The organism is Microbacterium sp. 22179 (assembly GCF_052045715.1).
Taxonomy (GTDB): Bacteria; Actinomycetota; Actinomycetes; order Actinomycetales; family Microbacteriaceae; genus Microbacterium; species Microbacterium galbinum.
Genome location: NZ_JBQEPJ010000002.1, coordinates 313,228 through 328,543, shown reverse-complemented (window position 1 = coordinate 328,543; position 15,316 = coordinate 313,228). Strand labels below are relative to the sequence as shown.

Here is a 15,316-nt window from a genome sequence, read left to right as displayed (position 1 = left end):
CGATTAGGCTGAGTGCATGCCTGAGACCATCGCCGCCCCTTTCCCGTGGGCCGATGTGTGGGGGCAGGATGCCGCGGTCGACACTCTGCGCGACGCGGCATCCGATCCGTCGGCGCTGTCGCACGCCTGGTTGATCACCGGTCCGCCGGGGTCCGGGCGTTCCACCCTCGCTTACGCCTTCGCTGCGGCGCTGATCGCCGATCGGCCCGATGATGAGGCGACCATGCGGCAGGTTCTCGCGGGCACTCACCCCGATGTGACGGCGCTGCGCACCGACAAGGTCATCATCACGATCGCCGAGGCGCGCGCCCTGGTCGAGCGTTCGTACTTCGCTCCCTCGGCCGGGCGCTACCGCGTCATCGTCGTCGAAGACGCCGATCGCATGGTCGAACGCACCTCGAACGTTCTGCTGAAGGCGCTCGAGGAGCCGCCGGAGAAGACCGTCTGGATCCTCTGCGCCCCCAGCGAGGCCGATCTGCTCCCGACCATCCGTTCGCGCGTACGCTCGCTGCGGCTCCGCGAACCGGACGTCGCAGACGTCGCGCGGTTGATCAGTCTGCGCACGGGCGTCGACGAGGTCGTGGCCGAGCAGGCCGCCCGCCACTCCCAGCGACACATCGGCATGGCGCAGCGACTCGCCACCGATGAGGCCGCCCGTCGCCGGCGCGACGACACGCTCCGCTCGGTGATCGGCGTGCGCGGTGTGGGCGACGCCGTCGAGGTCGCCGGGCGCATCATCCAGGCCGCCACCGAGGATGCGAAGGCCCTGACCGCCGAGCGCGACGCGGCCGAGCGGGCGAACCTGCTGCGCATGGTGGGCGTCGCCGAGGGGCAGGCCATCCCCGCGGCACTGCGCTCCCAGCTCTCGGCCCTCGAAGACGACCAGAAGAAGCGCGCCACCCGCAGCCTGCGCGACGGCATCGACCGCGTGCTCACCGATATGCAGTCGCTCTTCCGCGACGTCGTGATGCTGCAGTTCGGCCGCACCGACGAACTGATCAACCGTGAGCTCCGGGCTGAGCTGAGCGCGCTCGCCGAAGCCTGGCCCGAGACCCGTACGCTGGTCGTACTCGACCACCTGGCCGACACCCGGCAGGCGCTGGAGCGAAACGTCGCACCGCTGCTCGCCCTCGAGAGCTTGCTCGTGACCATCACGAGCGGGAGGACACCGTGAACATCCGCAAGACTCCCCGCCTCTGCCGTGCCGCCGCACTGGTCGCCGGCCTCGCCGTCGCCGCCGTGGCGCTCTCCGGCTGCCTCTACTCGATGATCCCCGAGGAGACGGCGACGCGCCCGTCGGCGACCGGTGCGCCCGACACCGACGGGGTATCCGAAGAGCTCCTTCCGTTCTACTCGCAGGAGCTGACCTGGGAGTCCTGCGGCAGCGCCGGCTTCGACTGCACGACGGTCACCGCACCGCTCGATTGGGAGAACCCCGCAGAGGGCGAGATCGAGCTCTCCATCATCCGGCACCAGGCCGAGCAGACGCCGATGGGCTCCCTGCTCACCAACCCCGGCGGCCCCGGCGCCAGTGGCGTCGCCCTCATCCGCGACAGTCTCGACTACGCGGTCGGCGCCGACCTCATCGAGAACTACGACGTGATCGGCTTCGACCCGCGCGGCGTGGGCGAGTCGACGGCGGTGCGCTGCTTCGACGCAGCCGAGATGGACGCCTACCTCTACGACGTCTCGACCTCGCCCCGTGGCAGCGCCGAATGGGAAGCCGAGCTCACCGAGCGCAACACGGCGTTCGCCGAGGCGTGCGACGCGAACAGCGACGGCATCCTGCCGTACATCACCACCATCAACGCGGCACGCGACATGGACCTGATCCGTGCCGTGCTCGGCGACTCGCAGCTGAACTACCTCGGTTACTCCTACGGCACCTTCCTCGGAGCGACCTACGCGAACCTCTACCCCGAGAAGGCCGGCCGCCTCGTGCTCGACGGTGCGATCGACCCGTCGGTGCCCGGGCTCGAGGTCGGTGCGACGCAGGCTCTCGGATTCGAATCGGCGCTCCGCGCGTACATGCAGGACTGCCTCGATTCCGGGAGCTGCCCGTTCAACGGCTCGGTGGACGACGCCATGGCGGATCTCGGGGCGCTGCTCGCGAGCGTCGATCGCACGCCGCTCGAGAACGGCGACGGCCGGATGCTCGGTGCGGATTCCCTGATGACGGGAATCATCGCGGCGCTCTACTCGCAGGACAGCTGGACGTTCCTCACGCAGGCACTCGACCAGGCGCTGCAGGGCGACCCGTCGACGGCGTTCGTGCTGGCGGACTTCTACAACAGTCGTGAGGCCGGTTCGTACACCGATAACGCGACCGAGGCGTTCCGCGCGTACAACTGCATGGACTACCCGGTCGAAGACGACCCCGCCGCCGAAGCCGCGACCACGAAGAAGATCGAAGAGGGTGCGCCGACCATCGCGCCGTACTGGACCGGCCCCGACTCGTGCGAGGTGTGGCCCTACCCGCCCACGGGAACGCGCGGGGAGATCACGGCCGAGGGTGCCGGACCCATCCTCGTCATCGGTACGACCAACGACCCGGCCACGCCCTACGAGTGGTCGGAGGCGCTCGCGGATCAGCTCGACGAGGGCGTGCTCATCACCCGTGTGGGCGAGGGGCACACCGGCTACAACAAGGGCAACGGATGTGTCGACAACGCCGTGGAGGCGTTCTTCCTCGACGACGTGGTGCCCGAAGACGGCCTCCGCTGCGAGTGACGTCCGCGACGCACGCGCGTGACACGCGCGTGCGTCGCGCTCGATTCGCGAGCGAGCGCGAGACAGGGTAATATCGGTGATCGCGCCGGTTCGTCCGTCGCACGCCGCTTTAGCTCAGTCGGCAGAGCATTTCACTCGTAATGAAAAGGTCGTCAGTTCGATTCTGACAAGCGGCTCCGACAGCCCCCGTGATGCGAAGAACATCACGGGGGCTTTCCTCTTCCCGGCGGCGTAGTCTCGAATCATGAGCAGAGCGCTTCTCATCGTCGATGTCCAGAACGATTTCACCGAGGGCGGTGCCCTGGCGGTCGCGGGCGGTGATGCGGTTGCCGCCGCGGTCTCGGCATACCTCGCCGCCCACGCCGGCGACTACGACGTGATCGTCGCCTCGCGCGACTGGCACGACGCCGAGGGTGACAATGGCGGGCACTTCGCCGAGAGTCCCGACTACGTCGACTCCTGGCCGGTGCACTGCGTAGCGGGCACGCCGGGCGCCGAGTACGACCCGCTGCTCGAGACGGATGCCGTCACCCACCACGTGCGCAAGGGGCAGGGGCTGCCCGCCTACTCGATGTTCGAGGGTGTCACGGATTCCGGCGAGACGGTCGGAGCCGTGCTGACGGCGGCCGGGGTGATCAGCGCCGATGTGGTGGGGATCGCGACGGATCACTGCGTCCGGGCATCCGCTCTGGACGCCGTCGCCCACGGGGTGCGCGTGCGGGTGCTCACCGATCTGGTCGCGGGCGTCGGTGCCGAGTCGAGTGAGGCGGCGCTGATCGAGCTCGCCCACGCGGGCGCCGAGCTGGTCGTGAGCGCCGAGGTGTGAGCCGCAGCGTCCTGCTGCTGCGGGCCGTGAACGTCAGCGGTCGCAATCGCGTGCCGATGGCCGAGCTGCGTTCGGTGCTGAACGACGCCGGGGTGCTCGACGACGTCTCGACGTACATCGCGAGCGGCAACATCGTGTGTCGGCATCCGTCCGATCCGGTCGCGGCCTGCGCGCGCGTGCGGTCGCTCATCCATGACGAGTTCGGAGTCGACACTCCGGTGATCCTGCGCACGCACGATGCGCTCGCGCGAGCCCTCGCGTCGCAGCCGTTCGTCGATCCGGTCGAGAAGCTGTTGCACGCGATGTTCCTGGAGGGCGCTCCGCAGAAGGGTGCGGTCGCGGCGCTACGTGAGCGTCTGGTGCCGGGGGAGGAGATCGCCCTCGTCGGGCACGATCTGTGGATCTCCTACGCCGAGTCCGGAGTGCATGCGTCGAAGCTCACGAAAGCCGTTCTCGATCGCGCGCTCGGGGTCGCCGGCACGGCGCGGAACCTGCGCACCGTGAGAAAGCTCACGGAGCTCACGGCCTGACGGTCGGCGACTCTCCGATGCTGCGGCTCATCGCGATCGGCGGCAGAGAGGTCGACGGCGCAGCGCTCGAGGGGTGCAGATCGATGCGACGTGCGGTGCACGCCCCGCACCGCACGTAGACGACGATGCCCTCGCTCGTCGAATGGCGGGACTCCGTGAGCCAGAAGTGCTCGTGCACTATCGGGGCAGTGGTCGGTCGGGGGATCGGGAGGGTGTCCGTGGAGGTCATGACACCAGCGTGATGTAATGGCCTTATGCATCTCAACCCTTACGGAGAGTACGCGGTCCTCCTGGCGACCTCGCTCGCCAACGACTGGCCCGCCGACCGTGCCGGGATCGAGGAGCGCACGATCGAGATGGGCATGACGATGACGTTCCCGCCCGCCGCCGACGACCACGCCCGCGTGCGCGACGTCATCGACGACTGGCTCCGGATCGTCGACGAAGCCGACCCCGACGCGCGTGCAGAACTCCTCAATGCCCAGCTCGCGGAGGCGGCTGCGTACCCGCGGCTCACGAATCACGACGGAGAGGGCTGGCACCTGCACTACCGCGACGACGTGCCCTCGCTTCCGTACGTGCTGCGGGCGATCATCAACCTGGGCACCTCGCTCCACCTGGTCACTCGTGGCATGAGCAGGCTCGGCCGCTGCGCGGCATCCCCCTGCACGAACGTCGTCGCGGACGTCACCCGGAACGGCCGCCAACGATTCTGTTCGGTGCGATGCGCGAACCGGGCCGCGGTACGACGGCATCGTGCCCGGGGCGAGCGCCTCGTCACCTGATGCCGAGTTCCTGGAGTTGCTTCTTGATTCGATAAGCGACGTGGGCGCCCATGGTCTCCGAGAACGTTCCGGTGATGTGGTGACGGTCTCGAAAGACCACGATGCCGCCGGTGACGAGCGGGCAAGTATCGGGTCCGCAGTAGTAGCGATTGAGGTCGATGAACGAAGCGCCGGGGGTCTGCCGCGCGGCCGAGTACATCGGGTCTATGCCGGCCAAGACTTCTGAGCGCGCGGCGGTGCAGCCGGCTGCGGCCATCCCCCGTGATCTCGTTACGCAGTCCACTGCGGCCTGCGGCAGATAGGGGAAGTCGCCGATCGCGATGACCGGGATGCCGGCGGCGGCGGCGCGGCTCCACGCCCGTACGTACTGTTGGGAGACCGCTTCGGCGCTGGTGGGATCAGCGCTCGGTTCGCGAAGCCCCGTCGCGACGATCGCATCGTAGCCGCCGTGGAGCAGCGCGGATTCGATCGCGACGGCGCGCGGTTTGCATCCGTGGCCATCAGGGAAGTCCAACCAGCGGCAGCTCACGCCGAAGTAGGTGTCGACTCGCCAATTCTCGGCTGTCAGGCGGGGTCGCAATCCCGCCATGTACCCAGCAGCATGAGAATCTCCGACGAACGCGATTCGTGTTGCATCGGATCGTGTCGACCCGTACGAGCACATCCGTACGTTATCGGTGGGGTTGGATTGCCAGCAGTCCGGCCCATAAGAGCCACCTGTTACCAGACGCAGCTCCTCGGCGACGGTCGTTGGCAAGATGACTCCGCCGAGCTCGGGATTGACGCAGTTGGGCGTGAGCGTGCTCATCACGCCGTAGCAGGTGGGGCCGCGTCCTGCCAGTTCGGCGGTCGAGCCGAGCGTGGTGAGCACGGTGTTCGGGCCTGCTTTGCCCAGCAGGCCTTGTCCAGCGGGAATGTAGATACGCAGACGCGTCGACCCGGTCCGGGTCGGTGTGAACGACATGGAGAAGGATCCGTCGGATGCGGCGTAGCTCTGAGCCACCGTCGTCCAGGCGCCGCCGACGAGGTGCTCCAGCTTGACGCGCTTGCCCGCGAGCCCGCCGTGCAGGCTGCCGGTGACGTGCTTGGAGAGGTTCACGACTGCGTAGCTATTTTGTGCTGGCACAGCATTGTAGACACCGGGCTGCACGGTGATCATGCGCGATGTGCTCGCGGCGCTCGCCGTGGTGGACGTCGCAGCAATCTCCGCCTTCACCCGGTACTGCTCCACGGGCGCGAAGGTCGCCGTGTAGGCGCCGGAGGGGTCAGTCCTGGTTGTGCTGAGGATCCGCCAGACCCCGTTGACATTCTGGCCGACGATCTTCACCTCGGCATTGACAAGCGGGGCGGAGCCGGTCCTGGCCACGCCGGTGACAGTCAGGGGGCGAGAAAACGTCACGCTCTCGGCGCTCGTGCTCAACGTGAGCGAAACAGGGGTCGCAGCGTGTGCGACATTCGATTCCAGAATCGCTACGAGCGCAAGAATCAGTACCGCGACGATCGCAGTCGTCCGTCTGCGGATCGCGGTTGATTGCGCTGTCATACTAGAACTGCCCCCCCGGGTCACGAAAGTGACGGTCATCTCGATGCAAGAACGCCGCAAGCATATTGGCATAACGGGCGTGTCTGCGGGGGCACGCGCAACGCGCAGCATTTTGATGGAGGAAACGCGCCGAGGAGAATCTCGGCGAGGCGACCGGGCCGCGGTACGACGGCATCGCGCCCGGGGAGGTGCCTGATCCTGCCCCGGGCGCGATGGTGATGCGAGTCAGGCGGTCTGGCCCTCGTGGCGCCCTTCGCCGATCTCCTCGACGACCTTCGCGTTGAACGCCGGCAGGTCGTCCGGGGTGCGGCTCGAGACGAGGCCCGCGTCGACGACGACCTCCTCGTCGACCCAGGTCGCTCCGGCGTTGCGCAGGTCGGTCTTGAGACTCGGGTAGCTGGTCAGCGTGCGCCCGTCGACGACGTCGGCCTCGATGAGGATCCAGGCTCCGTGGCAGATGACTCCGACGGGCTTGTGCTGTGCGAAGAACTCCTTCGCGAGGGCGACGGATGCCTCGTCGAGCCGCAGGTGGTCGGCGTTCACCACGCCGCCCGGCAGAACGAGCGCCTCGAACTCATCGGCGCTCGTGTCGCCGGAGATGAGGTCGACGGCCTGCTCGTGTCCGTTCTTGCCGGTGATGCTGCCCGCCGCCGGGGCGATCAACGTGGCGCTCGCTCCCGCGGCCGTCACCGCCTCCCACGGGCTGGTCAGCTCGCTGTCCTCGAAGCCGTCGGTCGCCAGGAATGCCACGCGGTTTCCGGTGAGAGTCGCCATGGTCGTCGTCCTTTCAGGAGGGGGAAGTGGATGCTCCGACTCTGCCGCGAGGGGCGGATGCCGTGAAGGGGGTGGCCAGTGCGCGGCAGGGGTGATAGCGGCCGCGCCGCTAGGCTCGCACCATGTCGACCTCCGCGCCCGTCTCCGCCCTCGCCGACCGTCTGCTCGTGCCGCCCACCGCGGCGTCGGAGCGTGCGCTGGAGGTCGCGCGGCAGTGGTGCACGCCCGCCGTGCTGAACCACTCCCTGCGCTCGTGGGTGTGGGCGAAAGCCCTCGCCGAGTCGCGGGGCCTCGAGAGCGACGAGGAACTGCTCTTCGTGGCATCCGTCCTGCACGACGTCGGGATCGTGCCCGCGTTCGACAGCCACACGGTGGCGTTCGAAGATGCGGGGGCCGCGGTGTCGGAGGTCTTCGCCGCCGGAGCCGGGTGGTCGCCGCACCGCCGCGAGCGACTCGGCCAGGTGATCCAGCGGCACATGTGGGTGAGCGTTGACGCCGACGAGGATCCCGAGGGCTACCTGCTGGAGGCGGCGACCAGCCTCGATGTCGCGCACGCTGCGGCAGATCTGTGGGACGCGCAGCTCATCGCCGAGATCGTGCGGCGCGTGCCCCGATTGACGTTCGCCGAGGAGTTCTCGGCCGCGATCGCCGACCAGGCGGCGCGCAAACCCGCGACGGCCGCCGCGAGGCTCGACGCTTCGAAGCGAATCGCCACGGGGGAGGATGCGTGGAAGGTCTCTCCCGACCGGTGAACAGTGAGGGGAATGCGGTGGGCCCCGTGGGGCTCGAACCCACGACCCGCGGATTAAAAGTCCGATGCTCTGCCAACTGAGCTAGAGGCCCGTGCTCCCAGTCTAGGGCGCAGAAAGAGGGCCGTTGACGACACAGCTATCGTCAACGGCCCTCTTGTTACCTCAGGTCATCCCTCCCCGGATGAGGTGAGGCCTCGTGCCGGGGTCCAGTCGGCACTCTCCCGCTCTTACTGAGCCGGGGGCATCAGCACCGTGTCGATGAGGTACACGGTGGCGTTCGCGGTCTGGACACCGCCGCAGATGACGTTGGCGCCGTTGACCTGCAGCTCGTCGCCGCTACCGGTGACCTCGAGGTCGGCTCCGTTGACGGTCGGGTGCGTGCCCACGATGTCGTCCGGCGTGATCTGGCCGGGGACGACGTGGTACGTCAGGATCGAGCTCAGCGTGGCGCTGTCGGTCTTGAGGGCGTCGATGGTGGCCGGGTCGATCTTCGCGAAGGCGTCGTCGACCGGTGCGAAGACCGTGAACTCGTCACCGTTGAGCGTGTCGACGAGGTCGACGTCGGGGTTGAGCTGTCCGCTGACCGCTGCGGTGAGCGTGGTGAGGATCGGGTTGTTGGATGCCGCGACCGCGACCGGGTCCTTCGACATGCCCTCGACCGAACCCGCTCCGTCCGGAACCTGCTCGGCGTACGCCGCGCAACCGGGGCCCACGAGGTTGGCCGCGGGGTCCATCTCCATGGGCTCGGACGACTGCGAGCTCTCCGGCGCCATGGGCTCCTCGGATTCGGTGGTGCTTTCGCCGCTGCCCATGGAACATGCCGAGAGCAGGAACGCGCTCGCCACCGTGAGCGTCAGTGCTGCGGTGACCTTCTTCTTGGTGCTGAACATTTCGAGCTCCTTCAGATGAACTACCACCACGGCCTCTCCGTGGCGTTGACAGGTGTTCGGAACCCCTCGCCGATCGGATGGGAAGAATTCGAGATTTCTTCGAGATCCGTCTCGAACGGCTCCGCCAATCCGATCGGCGCGCCAGCACGAACGACATCCGACGGAAAAGCAGCACGCGCGCGAGCACGCGCGCGAGCGTGACGCGATCGTGATGCGGGGCGCGGGCCGCGGAATCTTCGAGAATTCCGCGAGGAATCAGCGGATATCGGGCGTCGGATGCAGAGCAGGAGGGGTGGAATACGGCATGCTTATGGAGATGGTCATCGATGGGATGGATGTTCCCGAGGACGGCACGGCGCGGGACGCCGTCGCCGACCTCCTCCTCGCCATAGCCGCCGGCGACCAGCGGGCCTTCGCGGAGCTCTACGACCTCCTCTCCTCCCGCGTGTTCGGTCTCATCCTCCGAGTCCTCGTCAACCGCTCGCAGAGCGAGGAAGTGCTCCAGGAGGTCTTTCTCGAGATCTGGCAATCCGCTTCGCGCTTCGCTCCGAACAAGGGGCAAGGACGAACATGGATCATGACGATGGCGCACCGCCGGGCGGTGGACCGCGTCCGATCCTCGCAGTCCAGTTCGGATCGAGATGTCCGGGCGGGACTGCGGGACATCGGGGTGGCCCACGACAGCGTGGCGGAGCAGGTCGAGTTGAGCATGGAAGGTGAGCGCGTCGTCGGCGCACTCTCCGGCCTACCCGAAGCTCAGCGTGAAGCGATCGTCCTCGCCTACTACGGCGGTTACAGTCAGAACGAGATCGCGGCGCTCCTGGGGGCGCCACTGGGAACGATCAAGACACGGATGCGGGATGGACTCACCCGGCTCCGGTCGGCGATGGGGGTGATGGCATGAACGAGAAGGACTTCGCAGAGCTCGCGGCTGGCGCCGCCCTGCACGCGCTCTCTCCTGAGGACGAGGCGCGCTTCCGTCGTACCCTCGACGAGCACCCCGAGTGGGAGCGCATCGTCGAGGCGGATGCCGCGACCGCCGCCACCCTCTCGGCCCCGTTCACCGGTGAAGTGCCCCGGCCCGACATCCGTGCCGCGCTGCTCTCGCAGATCGCGCAGACGCCGCAGGTGCAGGGAGCGCAGACGCCGCAGGAGGGTCGCACGGACGACGAGCAGGCCGCGCCTGCCGCAGCGTCTTCCGAATCGGCCGACACCTCGACGGTCGACAGCATCCGTCCGCCCCGCCGCTGGTCACGGGCGATCTTCGCGCTCGCGGCGTGCCTCGCACTCCTGGTCGGCGTCGGCATCGGCTCCGTCGCGCTGAACGATTACCTCAACCGTCCGGCGAGCGTCGTGGCCCTCGAGCAGATCACGGGAGCATCGGATGCCGCGCAAGCGAGTGTCACACTCGACGACGGCACCACGGCCACGGCGCACTGGTCGGCATCGCTCGGCTCCGCCGTGCTCGTGACCGACGGTCTCGCGGCTCCGGCCGACGGCAAGACGTACGAGATGTGGTTCGTGCGCGGCGAGACCCCGGTTCCGGCCGGTGTGTTCGACGCCGATGGCACGACCGCCACCGCCGTGCTCTCCGGCTCGATGCACGAGGGTGACGTCATCGCCGTCACGGTCGAGGAAGAGGGCGGCTCGCCGAGCGGCCTGCCCACGACCGACCCGATCATCGCGATCCCCACGGCCTGAGCGTCACCGATCGCGCGTACCCTGGTGGGATGCCCGAGCAGCACCACCGCCCCGTGCGACGCCCCTCCGCCTCCTTCGACAACCTCGTCGGGGCGCACGATCCCGCCGAGGAGACGCGCATCGCGCACGCCACGGCATCTGCCCTGCTGGCGCGGGTGCGCGCCGACGAGAGCGGTGTGAGCGCCGATCGCCTGGTGGCGTTCACGGCCGAGCACGGCATCGACGAGATCGCGGAGCTGTGGTCCAAGGCGCCCTCGCGCACGCTTCCCGGTGCGCTCTGGCGGCTGTACCTGCTGCAGTTGGCGATCCACACCGATCCGCAGACCTCGGCGCTGCTGTACGAGCGCGGGCGGGTCGAGCTTCCCTCGGTCGACGCCGCCATCGCCGGTGCTCCGGTCCCGGCGAGCCCGGAGGAGATCGTCGCGCTGGTCGACACGATCCTGCGCGGAGCGTTCCGCGGCGACTTCGCGGTGGCGCTCGAGCGCGCGGCCGCGTTCTGCCGCGTACAGGCCTCCGGAGCGACGCATACGGCCGACGACTACGAGGCGACCGAGCCGGGGCGGGCCAGTGAACTGACGACCCGAGCGCTGCGACTGAGCAGCTACGCGCAGGACCTCTCCGCGGCGAGTGTGCTGTGGCGGTCGGGCGCGCTGGCCTGAGCGGACGAGTGCGGCCGGGAGGGAGAAGTCCGGGCAAGAAAAAGACCGGGCCGCAAGAACGCCTCTCGGCGGAAGGCCGCTCGCAGCGGCGAAAAATGGAGCCCGGGGTTATGCGGCCCGGCCTGTACCAGTGTAACGCGAGACGAGCGAAGGTATTCCCGGCGCTCTAGGCTCGGATCATGAACCGGCGCTTCGCACTCATGATCGATCCCGTCACCGCCGACGAGCAGCGTGCCGACTACGGTGACACGTTCACCCACGTCGATGCGGCGGCTCCCGCCCTCAGCGTGGGCGAGTTGAGCACGCAGCGCGGCGACGGCGTGTTCGAGTCGATCGGAGTGGTCGACGGCCACGCCCAGGAGGTCGTGCCGCACCTCGAGCGTCTCGCGCACTCCGCACGCCTGTGCGACCTGCCTTTGCCGAACCTGGCGCAGTGGCGGCAGGCGATCGATCAGGCCGCTGACGAGTGCGGCGAGGGCGAGGCCGTCATCAAGCTCATCCTCAGCAGGGGAGTGGAGCACGGGCCGACGCCGACGGCATGGGTGACCGCGGCCCCGGCGGCGGACTTCCGTGCCGTGCGCGCGAACGGTGTGCGTGTGGTGACCCTCGACCGCGGCTACGACCTCGGCGCCGCCGAACGGGCGCCGTGGCTGCTGCTGGGGGCGAAGACCCTCTCGTACGCCGTGAACATGGCCGCACTGCGGGAGGCGCACCGCCGTGACGCGGATGACGCGATCTTCCTCTCCAGCGACGGCTTCGTGCTCGAGGCGCCGACCGCCTCGCTGATCCTCCGGTTCGGAGACCGTTTCGTCACGCCGGCGCCGAACGGCGGCATCCTGCACGGCACCACGCAGCTGAGCGTCTACGAGCACCTCGCCGCCCGCGGTTTCGAGGTCGGGTACGACCGGATCCCGGCATCCGATCTTCCCCGAGCGGATGCCGCGTGGCTCGTGTCGAGCGTGCGTCTCGCGGCGGCGATCACCGCCGTAGACGGCGCCGCTCTCCCGGTCGACCAGCCTCTGACCGACGAGCTGAACACGTACCTGCTCTCGCCCCGCGACTGAGGCGGGCACCAGGTCTCCGAAGTCGTGCGGGGCCGGGGAGGGGAGGGCGCGCGGCAGGGCTCGGCGACCGAAGTCCCCGAGCCCTGTCAGACGGCCGACGGCGTCAGATCATCCGAAGCGGCCCGAGACGTAGTCCTCGGTGGCCTGCACGGACGGGGTGGTGAAGATCGACGTGGTGTCGTCGTACTCGATCAGCTTGCCGGGCTTGCCGGTGCCGGCGATGTTGAAGAACGCGGTCTTGTCGGAGACGCGCGACGCCTGCTGCATGTTGTGCGTGACGATGACGATCGTGAACTCGTTCTTGAGCTCGCCGATCAGCTCCTCGATCGCGTAGGTCGAGATCGGGTCGAGGGCCGAGCACGGCTCGTCCATCAGCAGCACCTCGGGCGAGACGGCGATCGCGCGGGCGATGCAGAGACGCTGCTGCTGTCCACCCGAGAGGCCGGAGCCCGGACGGTCGAGGCGGTCCTTGACCTCGTTCCACAGGTTCGCGCCGGTGAGCGACTTCTCGACGAGGTCGTCCTGGTCGCTCTTCGACATGCGGCTGTTGTTGAGCTTGACGCCCGCGAGCACGTTCTCCTTGATCGACATCGTGGGGAACGGGTTGGGGCGCTGGAAGACCATGCCCACCTGGCGACGCACGAGCACGGGGTCGACGCCGGGGCCGTAGAGGTCCTTGCCGTCGAGGAGCACCTCGCCCTCGACGCGAGCGCCGGGGATGACCTCGTGCATGCGGTTGAGGGTGCGGAGGAACGTGGACTTGCCGCAGCCCGAGGGGCCGATGAACGCGGTGACGCTGCGCGGCTGGATGTCGAGGGAGACGCCCTCCACGGCGAGGAAGTTGCCGTAGTAGACGTTGAGGTCGTTGACTTCGATGCTCTTGGACACGTGTTTCCTGTTCTGAGTGGTCGGGCGCTCAGCGGCCGGAGGTCTTCGGGGCGAACAGCTTCGCGACGAGACGCGCGAGCAGGTTCAGCACCATGACGATGAGGATGAGGGTGAGAGCAGCGGCCCAGGCCCGGGCGAGCGACGCGTCCGGGTTGGTGCCCTGATTCATGTACTGGTTGTAGGCGAACACCGGAAGGGTCATCATCTGGCCGTTGAAGATGTTGGTGTTCAGGCTCTGCGTGAACCCGGCGGTGAGCAGCAGGGGAGCCGTCTCGCCGATCACGCGCGAGATCGCGAGCATGACCGAGGTCGTGATTCCGGCGATCGACGTCGGGAGGACGACCTTGAGGATCGTCAGCCACTTCGGTACACCGAGTGCGTACGACGCCTCGCGGAGCTCGTTCGGCACGATCTTGAGCAGCTCCTCGCTGCCTCGCACGACGACCGGGGTCATCAGCACGGCCAGGGCGAGGGCGCCCATGATGCCCATCGAGATGCCCGGCTTGAAGATCAGCGCGAAGACCGCGTAGATGAACAGACCCGCGACGATCGAGGGGATGCCGGTCATGACGTCGACGAAGAACGTGATCGCCTTCGCGATCTTGCCGCGACCGTACTCGACGAGGTAGATCGAGGTCATGAGTCCGATCGGCACGGCGATGACCGTCGCCGTGAGGGTGATGAGGAGCGTGCCCCAGATCGCGTGGACGATGCCGCCGCCGTCGCCGATCACGTTGCGCATCGAGTAGCTGAAGAACTCGGCGTCGAAGCGCTCGATGCCGTTGGAGACGACCGTCCACAGCAGCGAGATCAGCGGCAGCAGCGCGATGAGGAACGCGGTCGCGACGAGCGCCGTCATGAGGCGGTCGACGGCCTTTCGGCGGCTCTCGACGATCGAGGAGATGACCGTGATGAGCACCATGTAGAGCAGGAGCCCGATGATGACGGTGCCGGCGATGTTGAAGTCCGCGAGGCTGGTGCCGATCGCGGCGACGCCGAAGACGGCGGCGCTGACCGCGAGCGATCCGCCGAGCAGGGCCCATGGGGTCCACCGGGGAAGCTTGCCCGCGGTGAGCGACGCTGCCGGGGCCGAGGCGACGGCGGTCGGGGTGGGGGTGAGGACGGTCATGTCAGTTCGCTCCCGAGAACTCGGCGCGGCGGGCGACGATCCATCGCGCCAACGCGTTGACCGCGAAGGTCACGATGAAGAGGATGAGGCCGGTCGCGATGAGCGTGTTGACTCCGGTGCCGTGCGCTTCGGGGAAGGCCAGGGCGATGTTGGCGGGGATCGGCGTCGGGTTCGTCGCGGTGAGCACGAGGAAGCTGACGACGGCCGAGGGCGACAGCACCATGGTCACGGCCATGGTCTCGCCGAGTGCGCGGCCGAGGGCGAGCATCGCCGCCGAGACCATACCGCCGCGCGCGAACGGCAGAACGGCCATCCGCACCATCTCCCAGCGGGTGGAGCCGAGCGCGAGCGCCGCCTCCTCGTGGAGCTTCGGTGTCTGCAGGAAGACCTCGCGGCAGATGGCGGTCATGATCGGGATGCACATCACGGCGAGCACGAGGGATGCCGTGAGGATCGTCTTTCCCGTCGACGACACCTGACCGCCGAAGAACGGCACCCAGGAGGCGTGGGTGTTCAGCCAGGCGTAGATCGGCTGGAGGAGGGGGGCGAGCACGAGGCCGCCCCAGAGGCCGAAGACGACGGAGGGGACCGCGGCGAGCAGGTCGATCACGTAGCCGAGGAAGGCGGCGAGGCGACGGTGCGCGTAGTGCGAGATGAAGAGCGCGATGCCGATGGAGATCGGTGCGGCGATGAGCAGCGCGATGAACGAGGCCCAGAGCGTTCCGAAGACGAGGGGCCAGACGTACACCCAGAAGGATTCGCCCTTGAGGATGTGGTTGCCGGTGGTGTCGAGCTGGAACGCCGGGATGCTCTGGATGATGAGGAAGGCGGCGACCAGCGCGAGGACGACGAGGATGATGATCCCCGCTCCGAGAGCGGTACCGGAAAACACCCGGTCGCCGAGACGCTGCTTGGCCTTGATCGGTGCGTGCGGCGCTGCGGGCGCCTGCGCGGTCGTGCTCATGGTCTCCCTGTTTCGGGGCGGGGTGGAACGGGGGCTGACCGGGCGGAGCCCCCGCGTCCGATCGGGACGCGGGGGCACCGC

At 68.3% G+C, this 15,316-nt stretch carries 17 protein-coding genes and 2 tRNA genes; 11 read left to right on the top strand and 8 right to left on the bottom strand.

The annotated features are described in order from the left end of the window. The first annotated feature begins 16 nt into the window (after nucleotides 1–16). The 5 genes from ACTJKK_RS06665 (at nucleotide 17) to ACTJKK_RS06645 (ending at nucleotide 4,086) form a co-directional block, all read left to right on the top strand. The gene (locus ACTJKK_RS06665; RefSeq protein ID WP_440747409.1) at nucleotides 17–1,174 is read left to right on the top strand and encodes a DNA polymerase III subunit delta'; all 1,158 of its coding nucleotides are present in this window, start codon (nucleotides 17–19) and stop codon (nucleotides 1,172–1,174) included. Further along, nucleotides 1,171–2,730 (top strand): alpha/beta hydrolase, encoded by a 1,560-nt coding sequence (locus ACTJKK_RS06660; RefSeq protein WP_440747408.1) that lies wholly within the window; start codon nucleotides 1,171–1,173, stop codon nucleotides 2,728–2,730. Before ACTJKK_RS06665 ends, ACTJKK_RS06660 begins: the two co-directional genes overlap by 4 nt. 103 nt (nucleotides 2,731–2,833) lie before the next feature. Beyond that, nucleotides 2,834–2,906 (top strand) — tRNA-Thr (locus tag ACTJKK_RS06655). Nucleotides 2,907–2,974: 68 nt separating this feature from the next. Beyond that, the gene (locus tag ACTJKK_RS06650; RefSeq protein ID WP_336642113.1) at nucleotides 2,975–3,556 is read left to right on the top strand and encodes an isochorismatase family protein; all 582 of its coding nucleotides are present in this window, start codon (nucleotides 2,975–2,977) and stop codon (nucleotides 3,554–3,556) included. Next, nucleotides 3,553–4,086, top strand: a complete 534-nt coding sequence (locus tag ACTJKK_RS06645) for a DUF1697 domain-containing protein (RefSeq protein WP_440747407.1) — start codon at nucleotides 3,553–3,555, stop codon at nucleotides 4,084–4,086. The genes ACTJKK_RS06650 and ACTJKK_RS06645 overlap by 4 nt, the downstream gene beginning before the upstream one ends. Here ACTJKK_RS06645 and ACTJKK_RS06640 read toward each other — a convergent pair. Continuing rightward, nucleotides 4,076–4,315, bottom strand: coding sequence for a hypothetical protein (locus ACTJKK_RS06640; protein ID WP_440747406.1), 240 nt, complete (start codon nucleotides 4,313–4,315; stop codon nucleotides 4,076–4,078). The genes ACTJKK_RS06645 and ACTJKK_RS06640 overlap by 11 nt on opposite strands. Nucleotides 4,316–4,340: 25 nt before the next feature. Between ACTJKK_RS06640 and ACTJKK_RS06635 the strand changes: the two genes are divergently transcribed. Next, on the top strand, nucleotides 4,341–4,871 hold the full coding sequence (locus ACTJKK_RS06635) for a CGNR zinc finger domain-containing protein (protein WP_440747405.1): 531 nt from the start codon (nucleotides 4,341–4,343) through the stop codon (nucleotides 4,869–4,871). On the opposite strand, the gene ACTJKK_RS06630 is transcribed toward ACTJKK_RS06635, so the two are convergent. Both ACTJKK_RS06630 and ACTJKK_RS06625 read right to left on the bottom strand, forming a co-directional pair. Then, the gene (locus tag ACTJKK_RS06630; protein ID WP_440747404.1) at nucleotides 4,864–6,453 is read right to left on the bottom strand and encodes an SGNH hydrolase domain-containing protein; all 1,590 of its coding nucleotides are present in this window, start codon (nucleotides 6,451–6,453) and stop codon (nucleotides 4,864–4,866) included. The genes ACTJKK_RS06635 and ACTJKK_RS06630 overlap by 8 nt on opposite strands. A gap of 186 nt (nucleotides 6,454–6,639) precedes the next feature. Next, complete coding sequence (locus ACTJKK_RS06625) at nucleotides 6,640–7,188, bottom strand: type 1 glutamine amidotransferase domain-containing protein (RefSeq protein WP_247625039.1); 549 nt, start codon at nucleotides 7,186–7,188, stop codon at nucleotides 6,640–6,642. A 122-nt stretch (nucleotides 7,189–7,310) separates the two neighbouring features. Between ACTJKK_RS06625 and ACTJKK_RS06620 the strand changes: the two genes are divergently transcribed. Next, a complete protein-coding gene (locus ACTJKK_RS06620) occupies nucleotides 7,311–7,940 on the top strand; it encodes an HD domain-containing protein (protein ID WP_440747403.1) in 630 nt (209 codons plus the stop codon). Between the two features lie 18 nt (nucleotides 7,941–7,958). On the opposite strand, the gene ACTJKK_RS06615 is transcribed toward ACTJKK_RS06620, so the two are convergent. Then, a tRNA-Lys gene (locus ACTJKK_RS06615) sits at nucleotides 7,959–8,031 on the bottom strand. A gap of 136 nt (nucleotides 8,032–8,167) precedes the next feature. Then, on the bottom strand, nucleotides 8,168–8,830 hold the full coding sequence (locus ACTJKK_RS06610; RefSeq protein ID WP_440747402.1) for a fasciclin domain-containing protein: 663 nt from the start codon (nucleotides 8,828–8,830) through the stop codon (nucleotides 8,168–8,170). 304 nt (nucleotides 8,831–9,134) lie between these two features. Here ACTJKK_RS06610 and sigK point away from each other — a divergent pair, with 304 nt between their 5' ends. The 4 genes from sigK to ACTJKK_RS06590 all read left to right on the top strand — a co-directional run bounded on the left by sigK (nucleotide 9,135) and on the right by ACTJKK_RS06590 (nucleotide 12,254). Next, nucleotides 9,135–9,734, top strand: coding sequence for an ECF RNA polymerase sigma factor SigK (sigK, locus tag ACTJKK_RS06605; protein WP_247957552.1), 600 nt, complete (start codon nucleotides 9,135–9,137; stop codon nucleotides 9,732–9,734). After that, nucleotides 9,731–10,531 (top strand): anti-sigma factor, encoded by an 801-nt coding sequence (locus tag ACTJKK_RS06600; RefSeq protein ID WP_440747401.1) that lies wholly within the window; start codon nucleotides 9,731–9,733, stop codon nucleotides 10,529–10,531. Before sigK ends, ACTJKK_RS06600 begins: the two co-directional genes overlap by 4 nt. Before the next feature lie 29 nt (nucleotides 10,532–10,560). Further along, complete coding sequence (locus ACTJKK_RS06595) at nucleotides 10,561–11,190, top strand: DNA-directed RNA polymerase subunit beta (protein ID WP_247625035.1); 630 nt, start codon at nucleotides 10,561–10,563, stop codon at nucleotides 11,188–11,190. Nucleotides 11,191–11,369: 179 nt separating this feature from the next. Next, on the top strand, nucleotides 11,370–12,254 hold the full coding sequence (locus ACTJKK_RS06590) for an aminodeoxychorismate lyase (protein ID WP_440747400.1): 885 nt from the start codon (nucleotides 11,370–11,372) through the stop codon (nucleotides 12,252–12,254). Between the two features lie 108 nt (nucleotides 12,255–12,362). Here the strand turns inward: ACTJKK_RS06590 and pstB are convergent, their stop codons facing one another. Genes pstB through pstC form a run of 3 tightly spaced genes read right to left on the bottom strand, consistent with a single transcriptional unit; the run spans nucleotide 12,363 to nucleotide 15,235 of the window. Next, nucleotides 12,363–13,142, bottom strand: a complete 780-nt coding sequence (gene pstB / locus ACTJKK_RS06585) for a phosphate ABC transporter ATP-binding protein PstB (RefSeq protein WP_247625033.1) — start codon at nucleotides 13,140–13,142, stop codon at nucleotides 12,363–12,365. Nucleotides 13,143–13,170: 28 nt separating this feature from the next. Further along, the gene (gene pstA / locus ACTJKK_RS06580; RefSeq protein ID WP_247634190.1) at nucleotides 13,171–14,271 is read right to left on the bottom strand and encodes a phosphate ABC transporter permease PstA; all 1,101 of its coding nucleotides are present in this window, start codon (nucleotides 14,269–14,271) and stop codon (nucleotides 13,171–13,173) included. Between the two features lies 1 nt (nucleotide 14,272). Then, on the bottom strand, nucleotides 14,273–15,235 hold the full coding sequence (pstC, locus tag ACTJKK_RS06575; RefSeq protein ID WP_247625031.1) for a phosphate ABC transporter permease subunit PstC: 963 nt from the start codon (nucleotides 15,233–15,235) through the stop codon (nucleotides 14,273–14,275). Between the last annotated feature and the right edge of the window lie 81 nt (nucleotides 15,236–15,316).